Genomic DNA, 23,825 nt, shown 5'->3' with positions numbered 1-23,825 from the left:
AACTTCTTTCCTTGCATAAGATCTCTTATTTTGCCTTACTGAATTTCACCTTGGGAACAAGGAAGTACAAAGGAATGATATTCAGTACAAATGTTGTGATAAAGAGCAGCATATCCTTTAGCTGAATTCCATTTCCGGACAAGATTGCATTCATCATATTCGTGTAATAATAGCCCGGGAAAATCCTTTGTACTTTGGCAACAAGGGAAATAAATCCGCTTTCCGCACCGAAGCTTGCGAAGGGCATAATGGTCAAAGCTGCCAGAATAATGACCGGAAATCCCACTGTATCAATGAGTTTGGCATCCAATCTCACACCAAGTACAAAGCCGATAACGCTGAAGTAAATCCCCATGATGGTCAATAAGAAAAACTGAATGCCCAGCTTTCCGTTAATCGGGAATTTGGCAAATACCGTCGCAGCGCCTAAAACAACAACAAAAATCAAGGCATTTAACACGACTTGCACGAAGGTCTGGTCCAAAAGATAGTTTTTTATCCCGTAGTTGGAAAATCGGGATTCAAAGGAATAAAAGCCGATATCGGAGGAGATTCTTTTGCTAAAGGTTGCCAGACTGTTTCCGATGATACCGATAAACACGGCAATCCCCAGCATAATATTCGGCAGCATATCCGCCTGAATATTGTATAAGAACATATACCAAGCCAGCGGAAGAAGGATCGTAAATAAGACAAATCTTCTGTTTCGTAACACCTGCTTTAATTGAATCATACTAATCATTTTTAGGCCTCCTTTTCAACCTTTTCTCTATAAAACTCTTCAATCGTTTTCCCCTGCCGGTGAATCTCTTCTACGGATTCCGTTGCAGCAATTCGTCCATTCTTTAAAATCATCACCTTTGTAAAGAAATGATCGATCTGGTTAAAATCATGGGTAACAATCACGGAAGTATATTTTTCCTTCTCCAGAAGCTTCCAAAACCGGTCTACGGATTCCAGGTCCATTCCGGTGGTTGGCTCATCCAGAAAAATAAGCTTCGGAGAATTTAAAATGCTGAGCAGTAAGGAAAGTCTCCTCTTTTGCCCGCCGGAAAGACCGCCCACATATTGCTTTTTAAAATCCTGCAAGGAAACCTTTTCCAAGGCTGTATCCACATCTATGGCAATTCGATTCATCGCACTTTTCAACTGTACTAAATCCGAAACCGTCAAATCCTCGATCAAAATATCGCCCTGGGGCATCATACCGATTTCCGTCTGATAATCCAGCGCCGTGTTCACGGTACCGGAATTTGCCTCCAACTGACCGGCAATGATTTTCATCAGCGTGCTTTTTCCTGCTCCGTTATTCCCCAGTAAAGCGACCTTCTCTCCTTCTGCTATGGAGAAGGAAACGCCTTTTAATACCTCTTTATTTTTAAAGGATTTCTTGATTTCATCTACACTAAACATCTCAGTGAACCTCCATTTCTTTTTTCTTTACGAAGCTCATTATAGAACGTGTTTCGGAAGAGAAAATAAGCTTGTCGCGAACGGTACTTATTTTGTCGCGAACGGTAATTTTCCGGAAAAAACAGACTAAAAGAGGATCGTATAGCAGCAAAAAAAGTTTTTTGAAAGGAGTATCACTTAAAAGAACGCACAAAAAATAGACCCCGATCAAGACTACCAAGGTCTATTTGCAAAACTGAATGGTTTGAGAAAAAAGATGATTGGCGCTGCGGGTACTGATTAGGGATTTTGGATATTTTTCCAGAATCGTATGCACGTTATAAAGACCAAGTCCTCTGCCTCCCCCCTTAGAGGAATACCCCTTTTCGAAAATAGGAGAGAGCTCCAGTTTTTCCGCCTTTGTACTATTTTCCACCACCAAAATGAGCATTCTCTCCTCACGAATCAAGGCGATGGCGATTTTCGGATTTTCAGCAGTAAGACATCCCTCTATGGCATTGTCACAGAGAATAGAAAGAATCTTGATGAAATCCAGCAGCTCGATTTGAAAATCATAAATCTCTTCTTCTATCTCCACAGAAGTTTCTATTCCCTTACTCTGCGCCTCCAGAAGCTTCGCGGATAAGACACTTTTTACCGCATCATTTTCAATCCGACTTAATTTTGCAAGATCAAATTTACTGCTATAAAAGGGCTTTCCGCTATCTTTTAGAACCGTATTATAAATGTTTTCAATGCTGTCAAAGTCTTTCCGCTCAATTCCCAGCTTCAGGCTGGTTAAGATATTCATATAGTCATGGCGAAAACTGCGAATCTCTCCGTATAACTCCTCCACATGATGACTGTATTCGGAAAGCGCCTTTAGCTCACTATCCTTTTGCTCCAGAACTTCCGCTTCCAGTCTTTCCTTGGAAACGGCATTGATATATAAAAGCACCACGAAAAAGATAATGATATAGAGATTATTCAGCTGTCCCCGAAGGCTGTCCGCCCAAGAAAAGCTTTCACGCAGCATCAAAAAGGCCGTAACCAAAACAGTGTAAACCATCATCGAGAGATTGATCGGCAGTAAAAAGCGGCGAAAAAAGCCACGCGAAAAGCCTGCCTTCAACTCCTGAAAATTGATTTTCAGGGATTTTATAAGGACAAGATAGAGGGGAAAAACCAGAAGTTCAATCAGAAGATCATATCCGCCGATACTCGCCTCATTGTAAACGGAAATGCCGAAGAATGGAAATACATAGAAGGCCAGCATCCTTCCCAGCAGGCTTTCTAAAACAATAGGATAAAGACCGTAAAACAGCTTCAGTCCTCCGTCTTTCTCCCGATTTCGATAGAAGCTGTACAGCACGAAGCTCACAAAATACCCGAAGAAAGCAAGCGGCGGAAAAAAGAAAAACAGTAGTTCAAAAAGAACCGGAACAAGAAGAAAAGACCAGAGCGGCATATTTTCATCGCTAATCTGACGATAGAACAACATCACGTTGACGATTTTCACATATTCAATTGTCAGATTCATCATGGATTCCATACCTTCTCCTCTCTGAAAATCTTTTACTGCTTCATCGACTTCATCCGTTCCAAAAGTCCTCTATACTTCATCCGGGAAATCAGACAGCTCTCCTGATTCTCGAATATCGCCATTTTCTCCTCTTTATCAATCTTCACAATATTTTTCGGATTGACCACAAAGGAGCGGTGGCATTGGTACAGTCTAGAATCCGCCTTTTCCAGGTCGGAAAGCCCTGCATAGAACTCGATTCTTTCCTCCTTGGTATGTAAAATCACCTTATGAACGGTAGGCGAAGATTCAAAATACAAAATTTTATGAAAAGGAACCTGCACTCTGGCCATGGCCGTTTCAAAACTGAAAGAATCCTCCGATACAGTAGCGCCAAGTTTTTCCAACGTGTACTCAATAGCCGACTCCACACGCTCGGAAAAATGTTCCTCATCCAAAGCTTTGTCAATAAAGTCCAGCGCCGAAACCTTATAGCGAAAGGTAATCGGCATAAATTCCGAATGGGTTGTCACAAATACAATAGTGGCATTGGGATCCCTGCTTCGAATTTCTTTCGCAATATCCAGCCCCTTCTTTTCCTCTCCTCTAATCTCAATATCCAAAAAGAAAAGCTGATGAGAACCTCTTTCCGTAATCGCATTAAGAAGCTGCCCGGCATTTCCAAAAATTTCCGGTGCCTTACAAGACAAGCTCTTCCTACTAATCAGCTCCTTAATCACCTTTTCAATGCGGGATTGTTGTATTCTTTCATCCTCTAAAATAAAGATCTTCAGCAAGTCTCTCACTCCTATTAAAAACTTTCGTAGTCAAAAAAATCCGCTATTTCCCTCAAGCTGCCTCTAAACTCTACAAAAATAATCGGTTTATTTTACCATGCTTTACCTAAAATGGAGTCAATTTTTTCATTTTATACTGCGCACTATATTTCTTTCGTCCCATTCATAAAAATGCTATACTGTTTCCGTTAATAGACATTAAATATCATAAGCTTCACTCGCATACGGCACTGCTTAAGCAAAACACTCTATAGGAAAGGAGAAAGAAAAAGTGGATTCTTTTCGATTTGCATTATCTTTCGCTCTTATGGTTTGCCTCTCTTTTCTCCTTCTCTTTTATATCTATTTTCGGCTTTTATATGGCGTAAAGAAAAACCGGGAAGTCCCTCGGTGGATTTATAAATTCGGGCAGGCTTTTCAGGGAAGAGTGCATGTGAAGTATGAAAATGCAAATACTTCCGTAGCTCTTCGAGATGCCAATATTTTCCTTTTTTTCTGGCTTCTTTCCAATGTTTTAAGTTTTGCTTTTTTTTATTACAAAAACGGAAATCCATTTGCCTCGTTATATCAATGTTGTAAGCTACAGTTCCTTATCCTGCTTTTAGCCATGATGCTTCATTCCCTCTTTCAGTTTTTTAGAATGACTTTTCATTCTTCCAGGGAAGCCCGTCGTTGGTATTCCACAAGCAATGCACTTTCTTGGCTAGCCTTCTTCTCCGGCTCCCTTTTGTCTTCCTTTGTCTCTACCATGGGGTTTCCGGAAAGGCCGATAACGGCACAAATTGCCGGGACGAAACTGGTTGTCGGCAGCACAAAGGCCTCTTCGCTTATCGATGCAGGATTTTCTTTTACAGGGAAAAGTGCTGAAAGTAAAATCACCAACAAAAGAAATGACCCCTTTTATTACGGTGAATATCTGGAAATTACAAGGGACGGAAAATCCTACGGTTTTATGAGTGTGACTCCCACCTGGAAGGACGAGGATACATTAAAGAATTGTACCATTACCTATTATGAAATCCCCGGAGATTGCGCCCAATTAGCAGAAGTCCAATTTAATAAGGTAAACTTAACTACACTCTCCCTTTCCGACCTTCAAACCAGGAAAATCACGGATATTTTCTCTTTAAAACCCGCTAACTATAAAGAAATTCAGAATGAGAGCTATTATGTTTTGACTATGCAAACAAAAGACCATGCATTCTGGAAAAACTATAGTCTTTATGCATATTTTGATGCAAATGGCGTTGTATTCTACTACGGAATCCGCGCTCAACAATCGATTTGGGAATGATTTGATCAGGAAAGGATAATGAAAATGAACTTGTTTAGCTTTGAATTCTTTTTTGGACTTATGGTTGGTCTCTCTTTTCTCCTTACCTTTTATATTTATTTTCGGCTTTTATACGGCGTAATAAGAAAGCGGGAAGTCCCTCAGTGGATTTATAAATTCGGGCAGGCTTTTCAGGGAAGAGTACATATAGAATATGAAAATGCAACGAATTCCGCCGCTCTTCGGGATGCCAATTTATTTCTCTTTCTTTGGCTTTTGGTCAATGTTTTGACCTTTGCTTTTCTATACCATAAGAACGGAGACGCTCTTGCCGCTCTCTATCAATGCATGAAAATGCCATTTGCCACGATCATCGTGGCCCTAATAGTTCACCCAATCTTGCTTTTACTTAGAATGCAGTTCAGTTCTTCTGAAGACGCCTATCATATCTACTCCACTACCAATGCAGTCCGAGGGGCAGCATTTTTTTCCGTCTTCCTTCTGGCTCTTTACGTCAATATGTAGAACTTCCGTAAAAACCCGTGGAACATAGCGGAATCAGAAGTAAGCAATCGTATTGGCTATGCTTACAAACCGTCGACTATTCGTTATGGAAAAATATTAATATCCTGCTTCAGCCAATAGGAAGGGAAGCATAATGCCTCCAAGAATCATCCAGACTGCAAGATTAATCCCTAAAATGACGAAAAGCACAGCCATAGAATTTCCTTTTCGAATCTGTACGCTAAAGTTGCTCAAATCCACCGGCTGTTTGAAGAGAAGGTTTCCGATAGACGCCTCCAGCCTTTCTCTCACGCTGCTTTCTCCATCTAAAGAAAGGGTATAATTTCCCTCTTCTTCTACCTGAAAATGATAAAGTTCCATTCTTCCTTTATCAAAGCCAGTGACTGAAGTACGCATAAGGCTGGGAGAAAGGTACAGCTTTTCCCCGGTCTCTGCTCTTCTTAACTGAAAGCCGATATTTCCGATAGGAGTTTTTTTGAAACGCCTTCCGCTAAGCCAAATCCCATACTTTCCCTGAGGAAGATGAACGCTTCCCTCTTCCTCCGTGTAGGGCATTTCAAAGAATATCTCTGACTTCGCAAAACGAATCATTTTTCGAATGCTGAAAATCAATAATACAATCCCCATGGGGATCAATAAAAAACATAAATTTCTCATTTTGCCACTCTTCCTAAAATACTATCTTTACTGTTTTTCTTTAAGAATACATAATGTCTTTACCTGAGAACGGCATAATGCCTTTCTCCAAGAATGCATAATGTCTTTCTCTAAGAATGCATAATGTCTTTGTTTAAGAACGCATAAATAGCATAAACGTCAATCCCAAGATAACAGAAATTGCAGTGATAATCGATAAAATTTTTCCCCTATTCCAATATCGCAGGGTAATATACAAACCATCCAAAATATCAAAGCCAGGAATCCACTGGAAAATAAAATGCAAGATACATTGTCCGACTTTCCATCCCTTTTGCTTTCTGCTCAGTATAATTAGGCAAATGGCATAGCTAAGTCCGGCTAAGCCTGCCATAAAAGACATGCCCAGGAAAAGCGGTGCTACAACTAAGCTCATGGCGAAGAAAAAGGGGGCAATGAATAGGGTCGCCGGTAGCACCAGCAGCACAAAGGAAAGCCCTATTCCTCCAAGTAAGACCGCAAGAAAGATGGCCAGAAAAATCAGTACTGCAGGCAGAGAACTGTATTTAAAGAAAAGAAAAGTCTTTATACACTGCTCACTATCCTCTCTTTTAAAAATTTTAAAAGTCTCCACCATCTGAGTGATTAAAAGACCGGTAAACACAAGAGCAAATAGGATATTCAATAAGACATAAAGCTGTAAACTGAATATGGGGCTTGTCGGAAGCAGGATAATAAAAGCAACCCAAGTATATAATACAAAAATATGAAATATTCTGAAAATCCATGAAAAATGCTTCATAAGCTCTACCTCTAACTTTCCGATGTTTTAATGATTTCTATTCTCGGTATGGAAATCTTAGGCAAATACTCTCCTGCTTAGACAACCTACTACTCTTCCTTTTGTTTAATTATATTCCTCAACTGATAAAATTTTATTTCCCAAAAAACATCCTAATATTTTCTATTTAGAAAAGCAATAAAATAAGCCTTCCTTCCGAGAATTAGCATGGACAAAAAACTTGAAAGTGTTAAGCTACTATTAGTTAAATGAGGCTAATACCGGGTTACTTGTTATATCATTATCTTATCTCATTATGTTTTATTCCTTTAGTTCTGTAGCTCATACAGTATGTACTCAGTAGTAGAACCTGAGCTACATTGATGAAAAAGTTTGGCGAGGTGCGTGTAATGAAATACAAAGGAATCTATTTTAACTTATTCCGTTTATTTCTGAAAAAACCGATGGTAAAAAAGTTCGGGAAGGATAAGACGAAAGAAAGCTTACAAAAAGGACGTATATTATATCGGGAAATGCTGGAAAACACGGATGATATCGGAGAGAAAAATCCCATGGCTCACAATATTTATTCCGCCTATGTTTTTCTGGCAGTATGCAGAGCCGGTAACTTTTCGGTAGAGGATTTTAGAGAAATAATCGCTACATTTATGGAAAATCGTTTCATCAGAAAAGCCATGAGCTCCATGGATTTCAATAAAGAGACGGACATGAAGAAATTTGCCGAAAGAATGCATAAGGTGGAAGAATGGGCGGAGGCGCATCCGGAATATCAGGATAAAACCTGGGATTTTCATTTTGATGAAAAGCGGCATAAGGACGGCTTTTATTATCACTTCACACGATGCCCTTTAGAAAAATTCGCAAGAGAGAATGGCTACCTGGATTTATTGCCCTTGTGCTGTGACATTGACCACATTGCGGTGGAACGAAACAAGGGTGTATTGCATAGAGAACAGACACTGGCAACAGGCGGCGCAATCTGCGATTACTGGTTCGTGGGAAATCAAACGAAGAATCCGCGCTAAAAGGTAAGAAGGGAGATCAAAATACTATGGGCTATTATTTATTCTATTTATTCTTTGCCTTTATCATTTGCCTTGCCTACGGCTTCTCCTTTTATCTTTATCTTCTTTTGGAACTTGCCGTGAAAAAGAAAAAAGAAGTACCAAATTGGTTTTATCGTATCGGGCAAAGTATGCAGGATAGAATTCACCGCGTGAAATTAGAAGATAGGACAAACTATGATGCGCTGAAGCAGAGTCGTATTTTCCTTAGGGGAATGCTTCTTTTAAGCTTCTTTACTTATCTGTTCTTTCACTCCCAAAGCTATGCTATTTCTTCCACAGTTTTAAATTGCGGAAAAGCGCAGTTTGTCATCTGCTTTGTGATGAAAGAACTGACACAATATTGGAATTTAGGCTCCACTCCAAAGGACAAAAGAAGCTATTATTCCCCAAGCTTTGCCGTAAGCGGATGCTTCATCATCAGCTCGGTTTTGCTTCTTCTTTTTGTGGTAAGCATGGAGCAACTACGGTTTCACATTTCGTTTCCATAGATTTATACCCCAAGGCCTTGTCAATCATTTCTACCTTATTCGGGCGTTTCATTAAACGATAATACTCTCGCCAAAGTAAAGGGGATTGCAGGGGGATGCTTTCCGTTCCCAAGGGAAGCATTTCCACAATCTGCTCCTTCTCCAAGGAACAATCCACCACATTCCCTTCATAGACAATGGCAAGGCCCGCCATAACATCCACATCAATCCCCTCTATGCTAAATTCCATAAAGCTTTTCGTCTGATATTTTGCTTTGGGATTTTCCGGCTTCAACTCTCCCATTTCGGATAAAATATTATGAACACGGTCAACATCCGAGAAGAAAATCATTAGGTCAATGTCATCAAAGGAGGGGACTATCTTTTTAAAATAAAGCATCATAGAGCCTCCTAATGCCCACTCAATCCGCTCTTCCTTGAAACGATGTGCAATTCTTTTTAATAGGTTGATTTTTTCTTCTAAATTAATCATACACCCTCTTCAACCAACTAATAAATCCGTACTTCTTCCCCAGTCTTTTTGCTCTCGCTTTATCTAAATCTGTATCGCCTTTCAGTATCCCTGCAAGAGAATCCGTTAAATAAGATACCGCCTTTTCTCGCGGAATAAAACGGCCTACCTCTTTTCCGTTTTTTGTGACGATAATCTCATTGCCCTCCTGAACCATAGTAAGATACCTACCAAAGTTGTCCTGCATCTCCGTTGCTGTAACAATTAATTGATTTCCTAACATAACATCATCTCTTAAAAAAGACTTTTCATAATCTTCTTCGGTACACACATCATCACGGTTCTTTCCGGATCCACCACCTGACAGAAACGCAGGTCTCCCACGGCGCTGAGGAGCATTCCTGCTTCGTTCAAGGAGAGTCCCAGATTCTTCTGTACTCTTTCATTCATGATACGTACCGCATGGAAAATCGCCTTTTCTATCTCCTCGTGGGAGTAGATTACACCGCAAATCTCTTCATTTTCCAGCATAGGGGTTTCAATGCTGATTCCCTTAATCACGGACAGTCTTACCTTCACCTCTGCGGAAATTTCCACCCCGCTGACCATTACCTCTCCGTCTCCCATCGCTGCATGCACATCTCCCAGGGAGAAAATGGCACCATCATGGAATACAGGAAAATAAAGGCTTGCCCCTTCTTTGATGCGCTTATTGTCCATGTTTCCACCGTGGCAGCCCGGTGTACCGCAGTTGATGGAAACATTTTCCGGCGCAACACCGATAACCCCAATCATGGGCGTAACATCAAACACAAGCTTCTCGTTAAAATGAACCTTGCCCTCTTCCACCTTTATCCTTTTAACAGACTCTTCTTTCACCAAAGAGCCAAGGACGCCGTTCTCCGGAAGGGCACACATTACGCCCTGCTTATCCAAAGCGATTTCCAGGATTTCCACCTTGAGGACATCTCCTGCCTTTGCATTCTGCACATAGACAGGGCCGGTGGCGGGATTGATTCGGTCCCAGTTCAAAGCTCCGATACAGCTTCCCTCTTCGCTAAGCTGATTATCAAAGCAGTCATGGGTACGGAAAATGACGGTTTCTCCGTCCATCACCTCCGCAACGCATTCATTTTTACTGTCAAAGGCAAATACTCTATTGTTTTCAATGATTTTCATAGTTTCTCCATTCCAGTTTACACTCCCATTGTTTCCTGTCACACAAGAAGGATGTCAAATAATTAAATTTTTCTTGCAAGCAAGCTCACATTACCTTCCGATACTTTTGGCACTTGTATCATCATATTGATTCTATTGAACTTTTTCAACAATTACTTCTCTCAGGCTAAGAATTTTTTGCACTACTCGTTGTTGAAAAACACACCCGTAAATACTAATACAACAAGCATAGTAATTTATGGGATTTTTCTATGTGCATAGAAAAATGATTATGCTATACTCTTTTTAAAGGAGAATAAGAAAATGGAGAATAGAAAAAAAGTGAGTCGAGATATCGCTTATCAAAAGGAAAATATTAAACGGATTCCCTTTTCTATTCAGCTTTCAGAGTATGATATATTGAAAGCGCAAGCTGCTAATATGCCGATGAATACATTTATCAAGAAAGCCCTGAATTCCTACACAGGGCAGGAGATATTTAAGGTATAGGGAGTAAATATGGAAGATAGAAAAGATGAAATCCGTTTTGAATGGGACGACAGAAAAAACCAAATCAATATCAAAAAACATGGAATTAGTTTTTTAGAAGCAGAAGAGGCATTTTTTGATGATTGTGCCGTTAGGTTTGATGATCCGGAACATTCTATAGGAGAAGAAAGGTTTTTGCTTATAGGAGCTACCGTAAGAGGTTTACTAATGGTTTGCCATTGTTATAGGGAGGAAGGTGAGGTCATTCGATTAATCTCTGCTAGGAAAGCAACAAAGAACGAACGCCTAATTTATATAAAGGAGAATGAATAATGAGAGAAGAATATAACATTGAAGAATTAAATCCGAAAAAAAATCCTTATGCAAAAAAGTTAAAAGAACAATCAACTATACAGATAAGCCCTACTGTGATGAATTACTTCCAAAAACAAGCTGAAGAGCTGGATGTTTCTTCACAAACATTAATCAATATGTGCTTGCTTGATATCGTGAACAATAATAAAAAAATTAATTGGAATTAATATATCGACTCGGAAAGAAGGCAGGAAAATGAAGAAAATTCTTATTGTAGTAGATATGCAGAAGGACTTTATTGACGGTTCTTTAGGAACAAAGGAGGCGGAAGCCATTGTACAAAAGGTAAAAGAAAAAATCCTCTCCTATCCCAAAGAGGATGTTTACGCAACCCTAGACACTCATAGAGAAGATTACCTCTCCACCCAAGAGGGTAAAAATCTTCCTGTCTCCCACTGCATTAAGGGAACGGATGGCTGGCAGTTGGATAGCGCTCTTCAAGGCTTAATCCTAGCGGATCATTTCTTTGAAAAGCCCGGCTTTGGAAGTTTGGAATTGGCAAATGCCATGAAAGCCCTCTGTCAGGAACTTAAAAGCAAAGAACAGGATTTCTCCATCGAGCTTGTAGGCTTATGTACCGATATCTGTGTGGTTTCCAATGCCCTTCTTCTAAAGGCATTTTTACCGGAAGTCCCTCTCTCTGTAGATAGCCGGTGTTGTGCCGGAGTTACGAAAGAAAAACACGAAGCTGCTTTGGAGACTCTACGCTCCTGTCAGGTGGAGGTGCTATAGGAAAAAAACGGGCTGTAAAAAATTAAAATAATTAATAGATTTTCGGCAATACAGGTCTAAATGAGGGGTAGTCTGAGCCCGTGGGTACTTGCGAAAAACAAGAGAATCGCAGTTTTTCGCTTAGTATCCGATACGTGGCAAAGCTAGCGAGAGCGTGCCCCAAATTTAGACCTATATTGCTTAGAAAACTATTTTGATTTTGATAGCCCGTTATGTTTTCTGGTATGAAATTTAGCGTCCGCTTTATTTCTCCAATGCCTGATCCACATCTGCAATAATATCCTGCACATCTTCAATTCCTACAGACATTCTAATTAAATCCGGAGATACACCTGCTGCCAGTAGCTCTTCATCATTCATCTGTCTGTGGGTGGTGGATGCCGGGTGCAGCACACAGGTTCTGGCATCCGCAACGTGAGTTACAATAGCAGCCAGCTTCAGAGAATCCATAAACTTTACAGCCGCTTCTCTTCCTCCAACTACGCCGAAGGAAATTACTCCGCAGGAGCCTTTTGGCAGATACTTTTTAGCCAATTCATGCTGGCTGTCATTTTCCAAACCGGAGAAGGAAACCCAGGATACCTTCGGATGCTTTTCCAAATGCTTTGCTAAAGCCAAGGCATTTTCATAATGTCTTTCCATTCTTAAGTGCAAGGTTTCCAGACCTACGCCCAGGTAGAAGGAGTTTTGCGGAGAAGGAATGGAGCCTAAATCACGCATCAGGTTGGTGGTCATTTTCACAATATAAGCTGCCTTACCGAAGCTCTCTGTATAGACAGTTCCGTGGTAGGTTTCGTCCGGAGTGGTCAGTCCCGGGAATTTCTCCCTATACTTGGTCCAGTCGAAGTTTCCGGAATCCACAACTGCACCGCCAACGGAGTTGGCAAAGCCGTTCATATATTTTGTGGTGGAGTGAGTCACGATGTCCGCTCCCCATTCAAAAGGTCTACAGAAAATCGGGGTAGGGAAAGTATTGTCCACGATTAAGGGAACGCCATGCTTGTGGGCTGCCTGAGCAAATTTTTCGATATCTAAAATTTTCAAAGCAGGATTCGCTAAGACTTCTCCAAAAACCAGCTTTGTGTTTGGGCGGAACTTACTTTCCAGTTCTTCCGGGGAAATGTCCGGATCCACGAAGGTCGTTTCAACACCCATATTTTTCATGGTCTTTGCAATTAAGTTGTAGGTTCCTCCGTAGATTGCAGAAGAGGCAATCACATGATCTCCCGCAGAGGCAATGTTGAAGATGGCATAGAAGTTTGCCGCCTGACCGGAAGAGGTTAAAATAGCCGCCACACCGCCCTCCAGCTGGCAGATTTTATTTGCCACAGCATCATTGGTGGGGTTAGCCAGTCTGGTATAGAAATATCCGGACTCCTTTAAGTCGAAGAGGTCTCCCATTTGCTGGGAAGTCTCGTATTTGAAAGTTGTGGATTGCACGATAGGAACCACTCTGGGCTCTCCCTTTTTCGGCTCATAGCCTCCCTGCACACAGATGGTATTGATATTGTAATTTGCCATGATGTTTACTCCTTTGTTTTATTTTCACTGTTCTGTCCTATCAGAAAACTATTTATTATTCTACCATGCCTATATTTAATTCGTCCATTATTCTGTATATTACTTTTCCATAAGATGTACAATATTAATAAATTTTTTGTTCTTTTCTTCAATATACAGCACATCCCATGCTATACTTAAAAAAACATAGAATCGTCAAAAATATACTTAGCGGAAATCATGTTAAACAACTCCGATAAAGAACTATCCGGCATGTGAAAAAACTTATCTTTCGATAAGACTTCAGAAAGGGAGCATATGAACCAAATTGACTTGAGTAAAGAAGAACGACAAAAACTCAAAGAACTTCAGGAGAACCCACAATTTAAAAAGGACTGGAATATCTTGAAGATATGCATTTATAAATCACATCCTCTTCCATCTATTTTTATATTGTGTTTACTTATTTTTTTTGCATGTATTTTATATTGTTTCAGCGGCTTATTTGCATATGTCTTATATGAATTGATTAGTCCTTTTGAGGATTTAGCATGGCTCTACATAATACCTATTATTTTCGTTCTGACTACTGCCGCTGGGGGAGCTATCATACTGCTTATCACCAAGCTTGTTGAAAAACAACTAAAGAATTTTAGTCCAAGAGAAATATATTTAAAACGTTCACTTCCTCCAACGATAAATATTATTCTTCCCTACTCGGAATTTAATGAAGAAAAACTTCCCACTAAAAGCTTAAAAAAAGCTCTACCAAATTTTTCATATTATCTCCAGTCCGGTTTACTTAAATTGCAGCATCAAAATGATCTCCAAATCACAGACTTATATGCCTACAGTCCAAAAAAGAAGAAAGTTGGCACTCACGAATACGAATTTAAAGGACAGCTTTTTTCCTTTAACTATTCTTCCCATTTTGACGGACAACTGCGAGTTATTCCCTCAGATAAACTGTTGGAGAAAGGAAGAAAGAGAGGGAATTTTGCCCCCTGCGAAGGAGAGATAAAAATTGATGTGAAAGATATTCCTCATAACGAAAATTATGACATCTACTGTTCTAACATAGAAGCAGCACGAAATTTCCTAACACCGGCAATGCTTGCCTGGTTTGACAAACAAGTTCCTAGAGGATTAACTTTCTTCTTAACAGGGACTCATATTTATTTGGCTATTCAAAGCAACTTAATTATCTTCGATCCGCCCAAGAATATAGCAGCTTGGGAGAAATGGAATATTGAAGAAATTGCATGGCGAATAAAAGCTATGACTCAAACAGCACTGCAACTTACGGAAATATTTCAATAAAGCCTGATATGTAATGACCGCCTGTCAAGAGTAATGCATAGAAAATCACCACAAACTTTTTTAACTGGTTCTTACTACATCTGGAAAGAGCTTCAGAGTATCATTTCCCGAACCTGGCCACTCTGATATACGTGGATTGGTTACCCACCGTAAACAGCAGGATGATGATGTCAAGGCTGTAAAGCACCACTTTAGCGGCTTGGCCTTGATATTAGCAACGCGATGTTACACCCATAGTATCAGGCAATACATCCGTTATCATGCCCCACATAAAGCAGGCAAGTATCTGCTGTTTAATCTTTTTAAGCAAGCTTGTGGTCATCCCTCATGCGCAGGATTTCTAGTAATAGGATAGCTCTTCTTTGATTATCTCATCCTGTTCTACTTCTGAAGCAGTAAAAAAGCGGATATTTCCTTTTTGAAAAAGAAGCACATCGGATTTTCCTTCAAAAACATGTTTAAAATGATGGGTTGACAGAATAATTGTCTTTCCTGCTTGGTGCAATTCCATTAAGAGCTTTTTAAAGAGTTGCTCCGCTTCTTTTGCAAGATTCGTAAAGGGTTCATCCATGACATAAATATCCGGATTCATCACCAGAATACTGGCGAAAGCAACCTTTTTCTTTTCTCCCCCGGATAATTGATACGGTACTCTCCTTTCCAGATCTTCGATTTGAAGTATTTTAAGAACATCTTTTACTCTTGTACGAATCGTCTCTTGATCCAGGTCTAATTGCCTTAGACCAAATGCAATCTCATCATAAACAGTTTGATTAAATAACTGCATATCCACATCCTGAAAAAGTATACCTAATCTGGCATAATAATGATGCTTGCTTTCTGTATTCTTTAATACTTGACTTAACTCCTGTCCTTCAAAAAGTACTGTTCCGCTTTCTGCCTGTTTAAAGCCTGTAATTAAATCGATAAATGTAGATTTTCCCTGTCCATTTGCTCCCAGCAAAATAAGATATTGTCCCTTTGAAATTTGCACGGATATATTTTGAAACACGATATGTTGTTCGTATTTACATGTAAGCTCCTTGATTTGATACATTTATTTCTCCTCTATTCTTATTGCAACAATGCAAAGGAAGACAAGTGCAATGCAGAGATAATCTCGAAACCTTAATCGTTCTTCCGAATCCTTATATTCTCCTGTAAATCCCCTCGCTTCCATGGCTTTTTGCAAGTCTTTCCCATATCGTACTGCCCTCAAGTAAAGGATTCCCCAAATATTATTCCCAATTTGAAAATCCAGATTCCCTCCGAAGGAGCGTGCCTCAATACCCTTTAACATATCCTGTAATATTCTTCCAAACAAATAGATGTACTTTATAGTAATATCCAACTGCAATAGCACAATATTAGGAAAATGAAGCTTCTTCAAAGCTTGCAGAGTATCTCTTGTACTCATTAGTTCAGTATATAACGCAATTAACATGGACATTAGCGGCAATCTAAGAAGAAATAATACATGAAAACCATGTAAAAAAAGATTGGGAAGATATAACAGAAAAGGGAATAGCAGCAATAAAATTGATTTTTTTATGGTAGCCACAAGATGAACATAAGGCAAACTGGCAATCAAGCCTAGGAGAAATAAAAAGAGAATCCAAAAAAATAAAAAATTCCTCGAGAAACTCACCCCCAACAAAGAGAAAAAAAAGCACAACAGGTATGTTACCGGATGCAAAAACCTTTTCCATTTGATGGAGGATTTGTCTCTAAATTTTAGAAGAACAGAATCAATCATTTTTCTATTACGAATAAGGAAATGATCCTTACCTTTTCCAATATTTATTCTCTGCTCTTCCTTTAACCATTCCGGCAACATTAAACCCTACTCTTTCGTCCAAAGATAATTTTATAAAAGAGGAAAAAAATAAGAATTGCCGTCAATGCACTAAGGATATAAGCTAGTGAATCTGGAACCCCGCTTATACTGTAATCCGTCATTAAACTGGAAAAACTATAGCCATCTGTCATTCCTTTCGGTGCCACGGCTGTCACATTATATTTTGATAAATTCTCCATAAGTTCCGCAACATCCCACTCTGCGAATGCTGTCCCTTGGGCTAAGAGTCCGATAGGGGTAAGAATCACCAAAACTGCTAAAAGAATCAATAACGGTTTAAATTTCACAATGAATGAGCTTTCTCCCTTCGCTTCATGCAAAGGATTCTCCGTTCTTTGGATGAACCCATAAACACCGGCTGTGAAAAATCCTTCCACAAAACCGATTAATAAATGGGTAACAAACATTACCGGAACAGTGACACCTAAGGGATATGGGTTATAAAGCGGGTTACCACTGGAATCTTTGAATAAAACCGGCTGAATACCCAGTAATACTGCTACACCAAGCGCTGCAACATTAATCCCTATATAGCCTGCAATAAATGTAGCCAGGCTATCATACTTATGACCTTTCCTTCTAATAAACTGAAAAACGGCGTAACCGGAAAACGGCATCAAAAAAGCCATTGCAAAACAATTAGCTCCAAAAGCCAAAATCCCCCCATCACCAAACAGAAGAGCTTGCATTGCTAGTGCTATACTAATCGATAGCGTAGCAGCCCATGGCCCCAGCCATATAGCAATCAAAACGGCGCCAACTGCATGAGCAGTTGTTCCTCCCGGTACAGGCAAATTAAACATCATAATCAAGAAGGACAAGGATGTGCTTACGCCAAGCATAGGAACAAGCTCTTTATCTTCCTTAACCTTCTTCTCAACAGTTTTCACCGACTTATACCAGATTGGTAACATTAAGGCTCCCATAACTACGCAGGTCTCTGTACTTAAGTAATTTTCCGGAATATGCATAAATCCTCCTTTCTTTGTCTCAATGCTACTTGAGCAATAACGATTTCCATTGTCTTCCCATGCTAATCCATAATCCTAAATAAACCATTATCAGCGTAATAAGAAAATGTATAATAATAAATCCTATCGTTTCCAATGCCCCGGCTTTTTCTAAAAGCATATATAGCCCTGCCGAAAAGGATGAAAACGTAGACAAACTTCCACAAAAACCACTTACTATAAATTTGTTCCAAAAATCATTTGTAAAATGCCTTAAAAATAAACCTGTTGCTATTCCGATAATAAGGCATGCACAAGCATTCACAAGCAAAACACCTACTACGGATCCGGTGCTTTTCGGCGCTAATGATTCTATAACAAATCTCAGACCGCCCCCCAAAAAAGCTCCTAAAGAAATAGCAAAATACTTGGCTAATACTTTCATTACCATCTCCTAAATAATAGAAAAAAACCACATCCCTATAAAAACACTAATCAGACAGGTAACAACACTCCCCACGCAGTAAATCAAAGCCAAATTCTTCTCTCTCTTCAATGCCATTTTTAAGTATTCCAAAGTATAGGTGGAAAATGTAGTAAGCCCACCACAAAATCCGCCTACTAGGAGCGTATTGAACTGGGACGAAAGCTCTTTTCTTGATGCCATACTAAGAAAAATTCCAATGAAGAAACATCCGATGTGATTAGCAAGTATCGTTCCCCATGGAAGAGTAGCACTTTTAGTGTTGAAGCTGTCGCTAAGATAGGATCGTAAGCAAGCACCGACTACCGCCCCCAGTCCACACAAGATAAAATTCATGGTCATTTTGTATCTCCTCTAATGAATGTGCGCATCTGTCTTTCTCAAGTTGATAGCCGGAAAATTTTTAATTTGCTCACGATAAAAATTGGTAAAAAACCACATGATGCGGCGGTTTTCGTGATAACTTGGACCTAAAATCCGCAGAACTATTCCTGCATCAATTTGTGTGACTCCATATTGACAAGGGGTTTCCAAGCTGTCCAAAACTTTTCGAAACTGTTCCAAGCAGACTTTATCTAATTCTTCATCAATTATTACCACCGAATTGAAGTTACTGTTTCCTTCAAATAAGCCAATATCTTCCATATTTTCCACTGTCGGATCACAAATCAGGAAATCATTCAATACTTCTTTTCCTTCTTTTTTAATGATTGTTTTTAATCCTGTAAAACGATATTGAAAAGGCGCTCCCTCAGCAGACCAACCTGCGGTCAATCCATCTGTTAGAATAACAGAAGCACCCTTTTCCATTTCTATTATCGTCTCTTGTAAGTAATGGGCATCTTCATAAGGGACAACCTCATCAAAATATAACTCCAAAACGGCGTTTTCCCCTACTTTGACTAAAGACTTCTGCTTGGTTAATAAACCATTAGGACATTTATAAACATAGGTTGGTGTTTGAGTAGTTACTACAGCATGGGTACTTTCTTCTAATTGAATCTCCTGTAAATACTTTTCTCCTTCAATAAAACCGCCACCAAGAGAAATCAAAAAATAAACGGGAATATTTCCGGTATCTAAAAGAGCTGCAGAAACACGATAATTTCCCTCACGGTAAATCTTCTTTGCTACTGTACGGTCATTGCGATAAGTAAAGCGCAAGTCAATATATCCATCTACATCTTTCATCTTATAGCCCATCTAACAAACAATCTCGTTTTATCCAATTTATAACTTCCTTCAGTCCCTCATCAGTTTTTAAGTTCGTAAATAAGAAGGTTCCATCAGAGCGAAATTTTTTTGAATCTTCTTTCATACGATTAAGATCTGCACCAACATAGGGTGCCAAATCAATCTTATTGATAATGAATAGGTCGGATTTAATCATCCCCTGTCCTGCCTTACGAGGTATTTTTTCTCCTTCTGCTACATCAATAATGTATATTGAGAAATCTACCAACTCCGGACTAAAGGTTGCCGCAAGATTGTCACCGCCGCTTTCCAAAAAGATAATATCTAAATCGTTATGGAACCGTTCATTTAGCTCATCTATAGCCGCCAAATTCATTGAGGCATCCTCTCGAATAGCAGTATGAGGGCAACCTCCGGTCTCTACACCTATGATACGATCCTCCGGAAGTACAGAATTCTTAATCATAAACTCTGCATCTTCTTTCGTATAAATATCATTAGTAATGACACCAATACTGTATTTGTCAGCCATATGGCGTGTCAAACGTTCTATCAGCAACGTCTTGCCTGAACCAACAGGTCCACCAACCCCAATTCTAATGGTACGTTTCATAATTCACTCCCCTTTTATGACATGAATAGTCTGGCTTCTTGCGTCTCATGCTTAATTTGCGACAATTCAATCCCCGGTGCATTTGCGCCCAAATAAAACTCATCCAGGCAAAGAATCTGACCATAGATTCTGTCCAATTCTTTCACGACACTCATCAATATGATTTGGCCTTCTTTTTGTCCAAGAGGCACAGCACGGACAGCATTTTGTACTAAGGTAGAAGCTACGCTATATCCATACATCATAAAGGCCTCCTGCATAGGAATCGATTTAAAATGTGCAAATAAGGCAAAAACTATAGCCGGATTTCCGAATGCTCGCTTTTCCTGCATCGCTAAGAAATAAGAAGAAAGATACGGAATCTCCCCATACATTTCAGTTAGAAGAGTTCCCATTTGCCGTGCAATCAATCTCGTTCCTACACGTGTTTCTTTTGCAATAGTTCCAGCATCAATAGAACCATCCAAGTCTAAAATATGGTCAAAATTATTTTGGTTCAAGGATTCATAAATCAACTTTATCAAAAGTCCTTCTCCGAACTTAAACTGCAGTCTGTAATAATGATGAATCCAGTTTTTGAACTCCGACCCGTTTTTAATTCGGCGATTGGAAAGGTAATTTTCCATTCCAAAAGAATGATTGAAGGAACCTATGGGAAATGTCGAATCACAGACTTGAAAGACCTCCATATATTTCAAAAAATTGCTCATCATAATCAAAAGGATAAATCTGCATAATGCAGAGGCTCACTTAGCTGAATATCCCTTGTCTCATATGGGATATTTTTGCTATCCAATGTTTGTTCCACCACTTTATCATATAAAAGTGAAATTTCTCCGTTTTCGATACGAACTGGCTTATGCAGATTTCCCAACATGTGAGCCAAAATTCCCATTTGATTAATATCCTTGGGTACTATAACAATCATTTTATCTGCAATAACATTTAAAACCAGCAATTCCTTGTCGGATAGAAGAAAAGCTGTGCCATTTTTCAGTTTATCCTCTTCGTTCTCCAATCGGATTCCATATTCATTTCCATGATCAGTTGTGACACGCAAAACTTTTTTTAATAAATCATCACTTTTGACCATTGCCGTTTCTACATGAAAGGCCTTTAAATCATTAATATTATCAATATTGTCATAGATCTTAGTTAAAACCATCCTGTTCTCCTTCCGTTAAGAAACCGGCAACAGTCAAAGATATATATTTATTTTGTTGGTTCTATTTCTTAGTACATATAATATCTCTGTGCCAATGAAATATTGTCCGCAGCATCACAAGAAATTTCTTTATCGTCGATGCTTACCTTAAAAGATTGAGGGTCAATCTTGATGGATTTTGGGGTATAATTGTTCAACTTCATATCTCGTTTGGTTAAATTTCGAGTATTATGAACTGGAAGAACAATATGACTCAATCCAAGCTCCTCTTTTATTCCATGCTCATAAGCGTATTGGGAAACAAAGGTGATATTAACACTCCCAACAGCTTTTCCTTTTGCGCCGTATAAATCCTTCATCATACGAGGTTGGGGGGTAGGAAGACTGGAACTAGCATCACCCATAACGCCATAAGCAATCATACCAGCCTTCAGTACCATTCTTGGCTTTGTTCCAAACATCGCCGGATCCCAAATAACCAAATCCGCATATTTTCCAACTTCTACAGAGCCGATGTAATCGGACATACCATTCATGATTGCCGGATTAATGGTATATTTTGCAACATAACGTTTGATACGATTGTTATCGTTATATTCACTATCTCCTTCCAGGGAACCTAACTGTGCTTTCATCTTATCGGCCAACTGCCAGCACCGCATAGCAACTTCTCCTACACGTCCCATAGCCATGGCATCGGAAGTCATAACGGAAAGTGCCCCCATATCATGAAGAACGTCTTCTGCGGCTACTGTTTGTTTCCGCACACGGGACTCTGCAAAGGATACATCCTCCGGAACCTTAGGATCCAGATTATGACACACCATGGTCATATCAAACAATTCGTCTATAACATTCTTTGTATAGGGGTTTGTAGGATTTGTGGAAGACGGAAGAACATTCTCTTGTCCTGCTACAACCATAATATCCGGAGCATGTCCTCCTCCTGCCCCCTCCGTATGGAAAGTATGCACGGTACGTCCCGCAAAGGCATTTAATGTATTTTCGACAAATCCGCCTTCATTTAAAGAGTCTGTATGAACCGCAAACTGAACATCATACTTGTCGCAAGCTTTTAGAGAATTATCAATACCTGCTGCCGTGGCTCCCCAGTCCTCATGGGTCTTTACACCTGCCGCACCCGCTTCAATCTGTTCTCCGATAGTCTCCGGAGTGGCTCCTGCTCCTTTTGCCATAATTCCAAAATTAATCGCTTCATTATCCATGGCTTGCAGCATACGATGAATGTGGAATTTACCCGGGCTTGTTGTAGCGGAATTCGTACCGGATGCCGGTCCGGTTCCACCGCCAAAAAGAGTCGTGATTCCATTGTCCAGGGCAGCGTGGGTCAATCCCGGAGAAATGTAGTGGACGTGAAGATCAATACCTCCGGCAGTTACAATTAATCCTTCTCCGGAAATAGCTTCTGTGCTGGCACCTACAACAAAATCAATATCATCCATTGTATCTGGGTTTCCTCCCTTACCAATGGCAAGAATCTTACCGTCACGAATACCAATATCCGCTTTAATAATGCCTGTGTAGTCAATGATGACAGCTCCGGAAATAATGGTATCCGCCACAAGAGGATTGCTTTCTCTGGTTTCATTAGCATTCACTCCCATTCCATCACGAAGCACCTTACCTCCGCCGAATTTACTTTCCTGTCCATGAACTGTGTAATCTTTTTCAACAGCCGCAAAAAGGTTAGTGTCTGCCAAACGAACACTATCTCCTACTGTCGGACCGTATAATGCAGCATACTGTTTTCTATCCATCTCAAAGCTCATAGTAGCATCCCCCTTTCTTATTTTTCTCTATTCTTCTCATTTTTGCTTGCATCCAAATAGCCGTTTACCCGATTGTTAAATCCATAAACACGACGCTTTCCGCCGTAATCTATTAATTTAACGGTATGGGTTTCGCCCGGTTCAAAACGAACTGCTGTTCCTGCAGCAATATCAAGACGTTTTCCCCAGGCCTTTTCACGGTCAAATACCAACCCTTCTTCATTGGCTTCATAAAAATGAAAATGTGAACCGACCTGAACTGCACGATCGCCCACATTCTTTACTTCTAAGGAAATTGCTTCATAGCCTTCATTGTAAGGAACAGCTTCTTTAGATAATTTGTATTCTCCGGGAATCATATCTCCACCTTCTTTCGTCTTCTACTTAATAGGATCATGTACAGTAACAAGCTTAGTTCCATCCACAAAGGTTGCCTCTACCTGAATCATGGAAATCATTTCAGGAACACCCTCCATAACATCCTCTCGAGTCAAGACACGACCACCTTCATCCATCAGCTGCGCAACGGTTTTACCCTCCCTTGCACCTTCCAAAATATAACTGGTAATAAACGCCACGCTTTCAGGGTGATTTAATTTCAACCCTCTTTCTTTACGTTCTCTTGCAATCATTCCTGCTAGAGAAATTAGCATTTTTTCACGTTCTCTTTCTGTCAGTTGCATAATGCACTCCTTCCTGTTCTAAAAAATTATTGTGGCCATCTGCCAATGAGCATGAGAAACCCTGGTATCCACGCTGTTACAACTCCTTCAAAGATTGCCAGATAGGGAACAAAGTTCCCAAGGTTCTTTTTTAGGTTGATTTCTAAAAATGCAGTCAACCACAATACACCCCATAGCCACCAAATTACTCCATACATCTGATTTCCACCATAATGAGAAATCATACATAAAATTCCGGCAGGAATGGAATTTATGGCTACAAACAAGCTGAACCAGCCATACAATCGCTGATCAAAATCAAAAATCGTATTAATCGCAGTGTATAAGTAAGTAAATGCAAATAACAGGCCGGTTGCACTTCCGTAGAACCATTCCGCATCTTTTCCGACTGCATTCCCATAAGCAATAGCTATGATATTCAAAACTAAACCAAGTCCACCGGTGAAAAAATTGATGACAACATTGGACTTATCCTTGATCCCCTCCAATCTATAAAGCCCGTTACTAATGAGGACAATTCCCACGTAGAGCAATACAACACCAAGCATCTTAACACCTCCT

32 protein-coding genes are annotated in these 23,825 nt (G+C 39.8%); 9 read left to right on the top strand and 23 right to left on the bottom strand.

The window, feature by feature from the left end; genetic code table 11:
• Positions 1 to 25: 25 nt before the first annotated feature.
• The 4 genes from RYO92_RS02220 to RYO92_RS02205 form a co-directional block, all read right to left on the bottom strand.
• Complete coding sequence (locus RYO92_RS02220) at positions 26 to 742, bottom strand: ABC transporter (protein WP_315369344.1); 717 nt, start codon at positions 740 to 742, stop codon at positions 26 to 28.
• A 2-nt stretch (positions 743 to 744) separates the two neighbouring features.
• Complete coding sequence (locus RYO92_RS02215) at positions 745 to 1,413, bottom strand: ABC transporter ATP-binding protein (RefSeq protein WP_315369342.1); 669 nt, start codon at positions 1,411 to 1,413, stop codon at positions 745 to 747.
• A 223-nt stretch (positions 1,414 to 1,636) separates the two neighbouring features.
• Positions 1,637 to 2,944, bottom strand: a complete 1,308-nt coding sequence (locus tag RYO92_RS02210) for a sensor histidine kinase (RefSeq protein ID WP_315369341.1) — start codon at positions 2,942 to 2,944, stop codon at positions 1,637 to 1,639.
• Between the two features lie 23 nt (positions 2,945 to 2,967).
• On the bottom strand, positions 2,968 to 3,720 hold the full coding sequence (locus RYO92_RS02205; protein ID WP_314346068.1) for a response regulator transcription factor: 753 nt from the start codon (positions 3,718 to 3,720) through the stop codon (positions 2,968 to 2,970).
• A gap of 262 nt (positions 3,721 to 3,982) precedes the next feature.
• On the opposite strand from RYO92_RS02205, the gene RYO92_RS02200 reads away from it, so the two are divergent.
• Both RYO92_RS02200 and RYO92_RS02195 read left to right on the top strand, forming a co-directional pair.
• The gene (locus RYO92_RS02200; RefSeq protein ID WP_315369340.1) at positions 3,983 to 5,005 is read left to right on the top strand and encodes a hypothetical protein; all 1,023 of its coding nucleotides are present in this window, start codon (positions 3,983 to 3,985) and stop codon (positions 5,003 to 5,005) included.
• Between the two features lie 18 nt (positions 5,006 to 5,023).
• On the top strand, positions 5,024 to 5,509 hold the full coding sequence (locus RYO92_RS02195) for a hypothetical protein (protein WP_314346065.1): 486 nt from the start codon (positions 5,024 to 5,026) through the stop codon (positions 5,507 to 5,509).
• 96 nt (positions 5,510 to 5,605) lie between these two features.
• Here the strand turns inward: RYO92_RS02195 and RYO92_RS02190 are convergent, their stop codons facing one another.
• Both RYO92_RS02190 and RYO92_RS02185 read right to left on the bottom strand, forming a co-directional pair.
• Positions 5,606 to 6,166 carry a hypothetical protein gene (locus RYO92_RS02190; protein ID WP_314346063.1) on the bottom strand — a complete coding sequence of 187 codons (561 nt, stop codon included), beginning with the start codon at positions 6,164 to 6,166 and terminating at the stop codon, positions 5,606 to 5,608.
• A 133-nt stretch (positions 6,167 to 6,299) separates the two neighbouring features.
• The gene (locus RYO92_RS02185; protein ID WP_315369339.1) at positions 6,300 to 6,947 is read right to left on the bottom strand and encodes a hypothetical protein; all 648 of its coding nucleotides are present in this window, start codon (positions 6,945 to 6,947) and stop codon (positions 6,300 to 6,302) included.
• Positions 6,948 to 7,336: 389 nt separating this feature from the next.
• On the opposite strand from RYO92_RS02185, the gene RYO92_RS02180 reads away from it, so the two are divergent.
• Positions 7,337 to 7,972, top strand: coding sequence for an L-2-amino-thiazoline-4-carboxylic acid hydrolase (locus RYO92_RS02180; RefSeq protein ID WP_315369338.1), 636 nt, complete (start codon positions 7,337 to 7,339; stop codon positions 7,970 to 7,972).
• A 26-nt stretch (positions 7,973 to 7,998) separates the two neighbouring features.
• Complete coding sequence (locus RYO92_RS02175; RefSeq protein ID WP_315369337.1) at positions 7,999 to 8,502, top strand: hypothetical protein; 504 nt, start codon at positions 7,999 to 8,001, stop codon at positions 8,500 to 8,502.
• Here the strand turns inward: RYO92_RS02175 and RYO92_RS02170 are convergent.
• Genes RYO92_RS02170 through RYO92_RS02160 form a run of 3 tightly spaced genes read right to left on the bottom strand, consistent with a single transcriptional unit; the run spans position 8,432 to position 10,132 of the window.
• The gene (locus RYO92_RS02170) at positions 8,432 to 8,974 is read right to left on the bottom strand and encodes a hypothetical protein (protein WP_315369336.1); all 543 of its coding nucleotides are present in this window, start codon (positions 8,972 to 8,974) and stop codon (positions 8,432 to 8,434) included. The two genes, RYO92_RS02175 and RYO92_RS02170, sit on opposite strands and share 71 nt — an antisense overlap.
• Positions 8,967 to 9,236 (bottom strand): type II toxin-antitoxin system Phd/YefM family antitoxin, encoded by a 270-nt coding sequence (locus RYO92_RS02165; RefSeq protein ID WP_315369335.1) that lies wholly within the window; start codon positions 9,234 to 9,236, stop codon positions 8,967 to 8,969. Before RYO92_RS02165 ends, RYO92_RS02170 begins: the two co-directional genes overlap by 8 nt.
• Positions 9,237 to 9,247: 11 nt before the next feature.
• Complete coding sequence (locus RYO92_RS02160) at positions 9,248 to 10,132, bottom strand: acetamidase/formamidase family protein (RefSeq protein ID WP_315369334.1); 885 nt, start codon at positions 10,130 to 10,132, stop codon at positions 9,248 to 9,250.
• A gap of 303 nt (positions 10,133 to 10,435) precedes the next feature.
• Between RYO92_RS02160 and RYO92_RS02155 the strand changes: the two genes are divergently transcribed.
• Genes RYO92_RS02155 through RYO92_RS02140 form a run of 4 tightly spaced genes read left to right on the top strand, consistent with a single transcriptional unit; the run spans position 10,436 to position 11,707 of the window.
• Positions 10,436 to 10,621, top strand: coding sequence for a hypothetical protein (locus tag RYO92_RS02155; protein WP_007157297.1), 186 nt, complete (start codon positions 10,436 to 10,438; stop codon positions 10,619 to 10,621).
• A gap of 9 nt (positions 10,622 to 10,630) precedes the next feature.
• Entirely contained in the window at positions 10,631 to 10,933 is a 303-nt protein-coding gene (locus RYO92_RS02150) for a BrnT family toxin (protein WP_007157298.1), read from the top strand.
• Positions 10,933 to 11,142 carry a hypothetical protein gene (locus RYO92_RS02145; RefSeq protein ID WP_007157299.1) on the top strand — a complete coding sequence of 70 codons (210 nt, stop codon included), beginning with the start codon at positions 10,933 to 10,935 and terminating at the stop codon, positions 11,140 to 11,142. Before RYO92_RS02150 ends, RYO92_RS02145 begins: the two co-directional genes overlap by 1 nt.
• A gap of 28 nt (positions 11,143 to 11,170) precedes the next feature.
• Positions 11,171 to 11,707 (top strand): cysteine hydrolase family protein, encoded by a 537-nt coding sequence (locus tag RYO92_RS02140; RefSeq protein ID WP_314966399.1) that lies wholly within the window; start codon positions 11,171 to 11,173, stop codon positions 11,705 to 11,707.
• 243 nt (positions 11,708 to 11,950) lie between these two features.
• Here RYO92_RS02140 and RYO92_RS02135 read toward each other — a convergent pair whose 3' ends face one another.
• Positions 11,951 to 13,228, bottom strand: a complete 1,278-nt coding sequence (locus RYO92_RS02135; RefSeq protein ID WP_315369333.1) for an O-acetylhomoserine aminocarboxypropyltransferase/cysteine synthase family protein — start codon at positions 13,226 to 13,228, stop codon at positions 11,951 to 11,953.
• Between the two features lie 297 nt (positions 13,229 to 13,525).
• Here RYO92_RS02135 and RYO92_RS02130 point away from each other — a divergent pair, with 297 nt between their 5' ends.
• Positions 13,526 to 14,527, top strand: a complete 1,002-nt coding sequence (locus RYO92_RS02130) for a DUF3137 domain-containing protein (RefSeq protein ID WP_315365467.1) — start codon at positions 13,526 to 13,528, stop codon at positions 14,525 to 14,527.
• A gap of 340 nt (positions 14,528 to 14,867) precedes the next feature.
• Here the strand turns inward: RYO92_RS02130 and RYO92_RS02125 are convergent, their stop codons facing one another.
• The 13 genes from RYO92_RS02125 to RYO92_RS02065 form a co-directional block, all read right to left on the bottom strand.
• Positions 14,868 to 15,584 (bottom strand): energy-coupling factor ABC transporter ATP-binding protein, encoded by a 717-nt coding sequence (locus RYO92_RS02125; protein WP_315365468.1) that lies wholly within the window; start codon positions 15,582 to 15,584, stop codon positions 14,868 to 14,870.
• Positions 15,585 to 16,364 carry an energy-coupling factor transporter transmembrane component T gene (locus tag RYO92_RS02120; protein WP_315365469.1) on the bottom strand — a complete coding sequence of 260 codons (780 nt, stop codon included), beginning with the start codon at positions 16,362 to 16,364 and terminating at the stop codon, positions 15,585 to 15,587.
• A complete protein-coding gene (cbiM, locus tag RYO92_RS02115) occupies positions 16,364 to 17,356 on the bottom strand; it encodes a cobalt transporter CbiM (protein WP_315365470.1) in 993 nt (330 codons plus the stop codon). The genes RYO92_RS02120 and cbiM overlap by 1 nt, the downstream gene beginning before the upstream one ends.
• Before the next feature lie 25 nt (positions 17,357 to 17,381).
• Positions 17,382 to 17,780 carry a fluoride efflux transporter FluC gene (locus RYO92_RS02110; RefSeq protein ID WP_315365471.1) on the bottom strand — a complete coding sequence of 133 codons (399 nt, stop codon included), beginning with the start codon at positions 17,778 to 17,780 and terminating at the stop codon, positions 17,382 to 17,384.
• Between the two features lie 9 nt (positions 17,781 to 17,789).
• Complete coding sequence (crcB, locus tag RYO92_RS02105; protein ID WP_315365472.1) at positions 17,790 to 18,161, bottom strand: fluoride efflux transporter CrcB; 372 nt, start codon at positions 18,159 to 18,161, stop codon at positions 17,790 to 17,792.
• A 12-nt stretch (positions 18,162 to 18,173) separates the two neighbouring features.
• The gene (locus tag RYO92_RS02100; protein ID WP_315365473.1) at positions 18,174 to 19,010 is read right to left on the bottom strand and encodes an urease accessory protein UreD; all 837 of its coding nucleotides are present in this window, start codon (positions 19,008 to 19,010) and stop codon (positions 18,174 to 18,176) included.
• A gap of 1 nt (position 19,011) precedes the next feature.
• Positions 19,012 to 19,626, bottom strand: a complete 615-nt coding sequence (gene ureG / locus RYO92_RS02095) for an urease accessory protein UreG (RefSeq protein ID WP_315365474.1) — start codon at positions 19,624 to 19,626, stop codon at positions 19,012 to 19,014.
• A 14-nt stretch (positions 19,627 to 19,640) separates the two neighbouring features.
• Positions 19,641 to 20,252, bottom strand: a complete 612-nt coding sequence (locus RYO92_RS02090; protein WP_315369404.1) for an urease accessory protein UreF — start codon at positions 20,250 to 20,252, stop codon at positions 19,641 to 19,643.
• Between the two features lie 89 nt (positions 20,253 to 20,341).
• Entirely contained in the window at positions 20,342 to 20,791 is a 450-nt protein-coding gene (locus RYO92_RS02085) for an urease accessory protein UreE (RefSeq protein ID WP_315365475.1), read from the bottom strand.
• Positions 20,792 to 20,859: 68 nt separating this feature from the next.
• Positions 20,860 to 22,581 carry an urease subunit alpha gene (gene ureC, locus RYO92_RS02080; RefSeq protein ID WP_315369332.1) on the bottom strand — a complete coding sequence of 574 codons (1,722 nt, stop codon included), beginning with the start codon at positions 22,579 to 22,581 and terminating at the stop codon, positions 20,860 to 20,862.
• A 17-nt stretch (positions 22,582 to 22,598) separates the two neighbouring features.
• The gene (locus RYO92_RS02075) at positions 22,599 to 22,940 is read right to left on the bottom strand and encodes an urease subunit beta (protein WP_315369331.1); all 342 of its coding nucleotides are present in this window, start codon (positions 22,938 to 22,940) and stop codon (positions 22,599 to 22,601) included.
• Positions 22,941 to 22,961: 21 nt separating this feature from the next.
• Positions 22,962 to 23,264 carry an urease subunit gamma gene (locus RYO92_RS02070; protein WP_315369330.1) on the bottom strand — a complete coding sequence of 101 codons (303 nt, stop codon included), beginning with the start codon at positions 23,262 to 23,264 and terminating at the stop codon, positions 22,962 to 22,964.
• Positions 23,265 to 23,290: 26 nt separating this feature from the next.
• The coding region (locus tag RYO92_RS02065; RefSeq protein ID WP_315369329.1) for an AmiS/UreI family transporter at positions 23,291 to 23,825 on the bottom strand (535 nt) is incomplete at its 5' end.

This window comes from Oribacterium sinus, assembly GCF_963553175.1.
GTDB lineage: Bacteria > Bacillota > Clostridia > Lachnospirales > Lachnospiraceae > Oribacterium > Oribacterium sinus_B.
The sequence above is the reverse complement of the archived record's forward strand: the minus strand, read 5'-3'. Positions and strand labels throughout refer to the sequence as shown.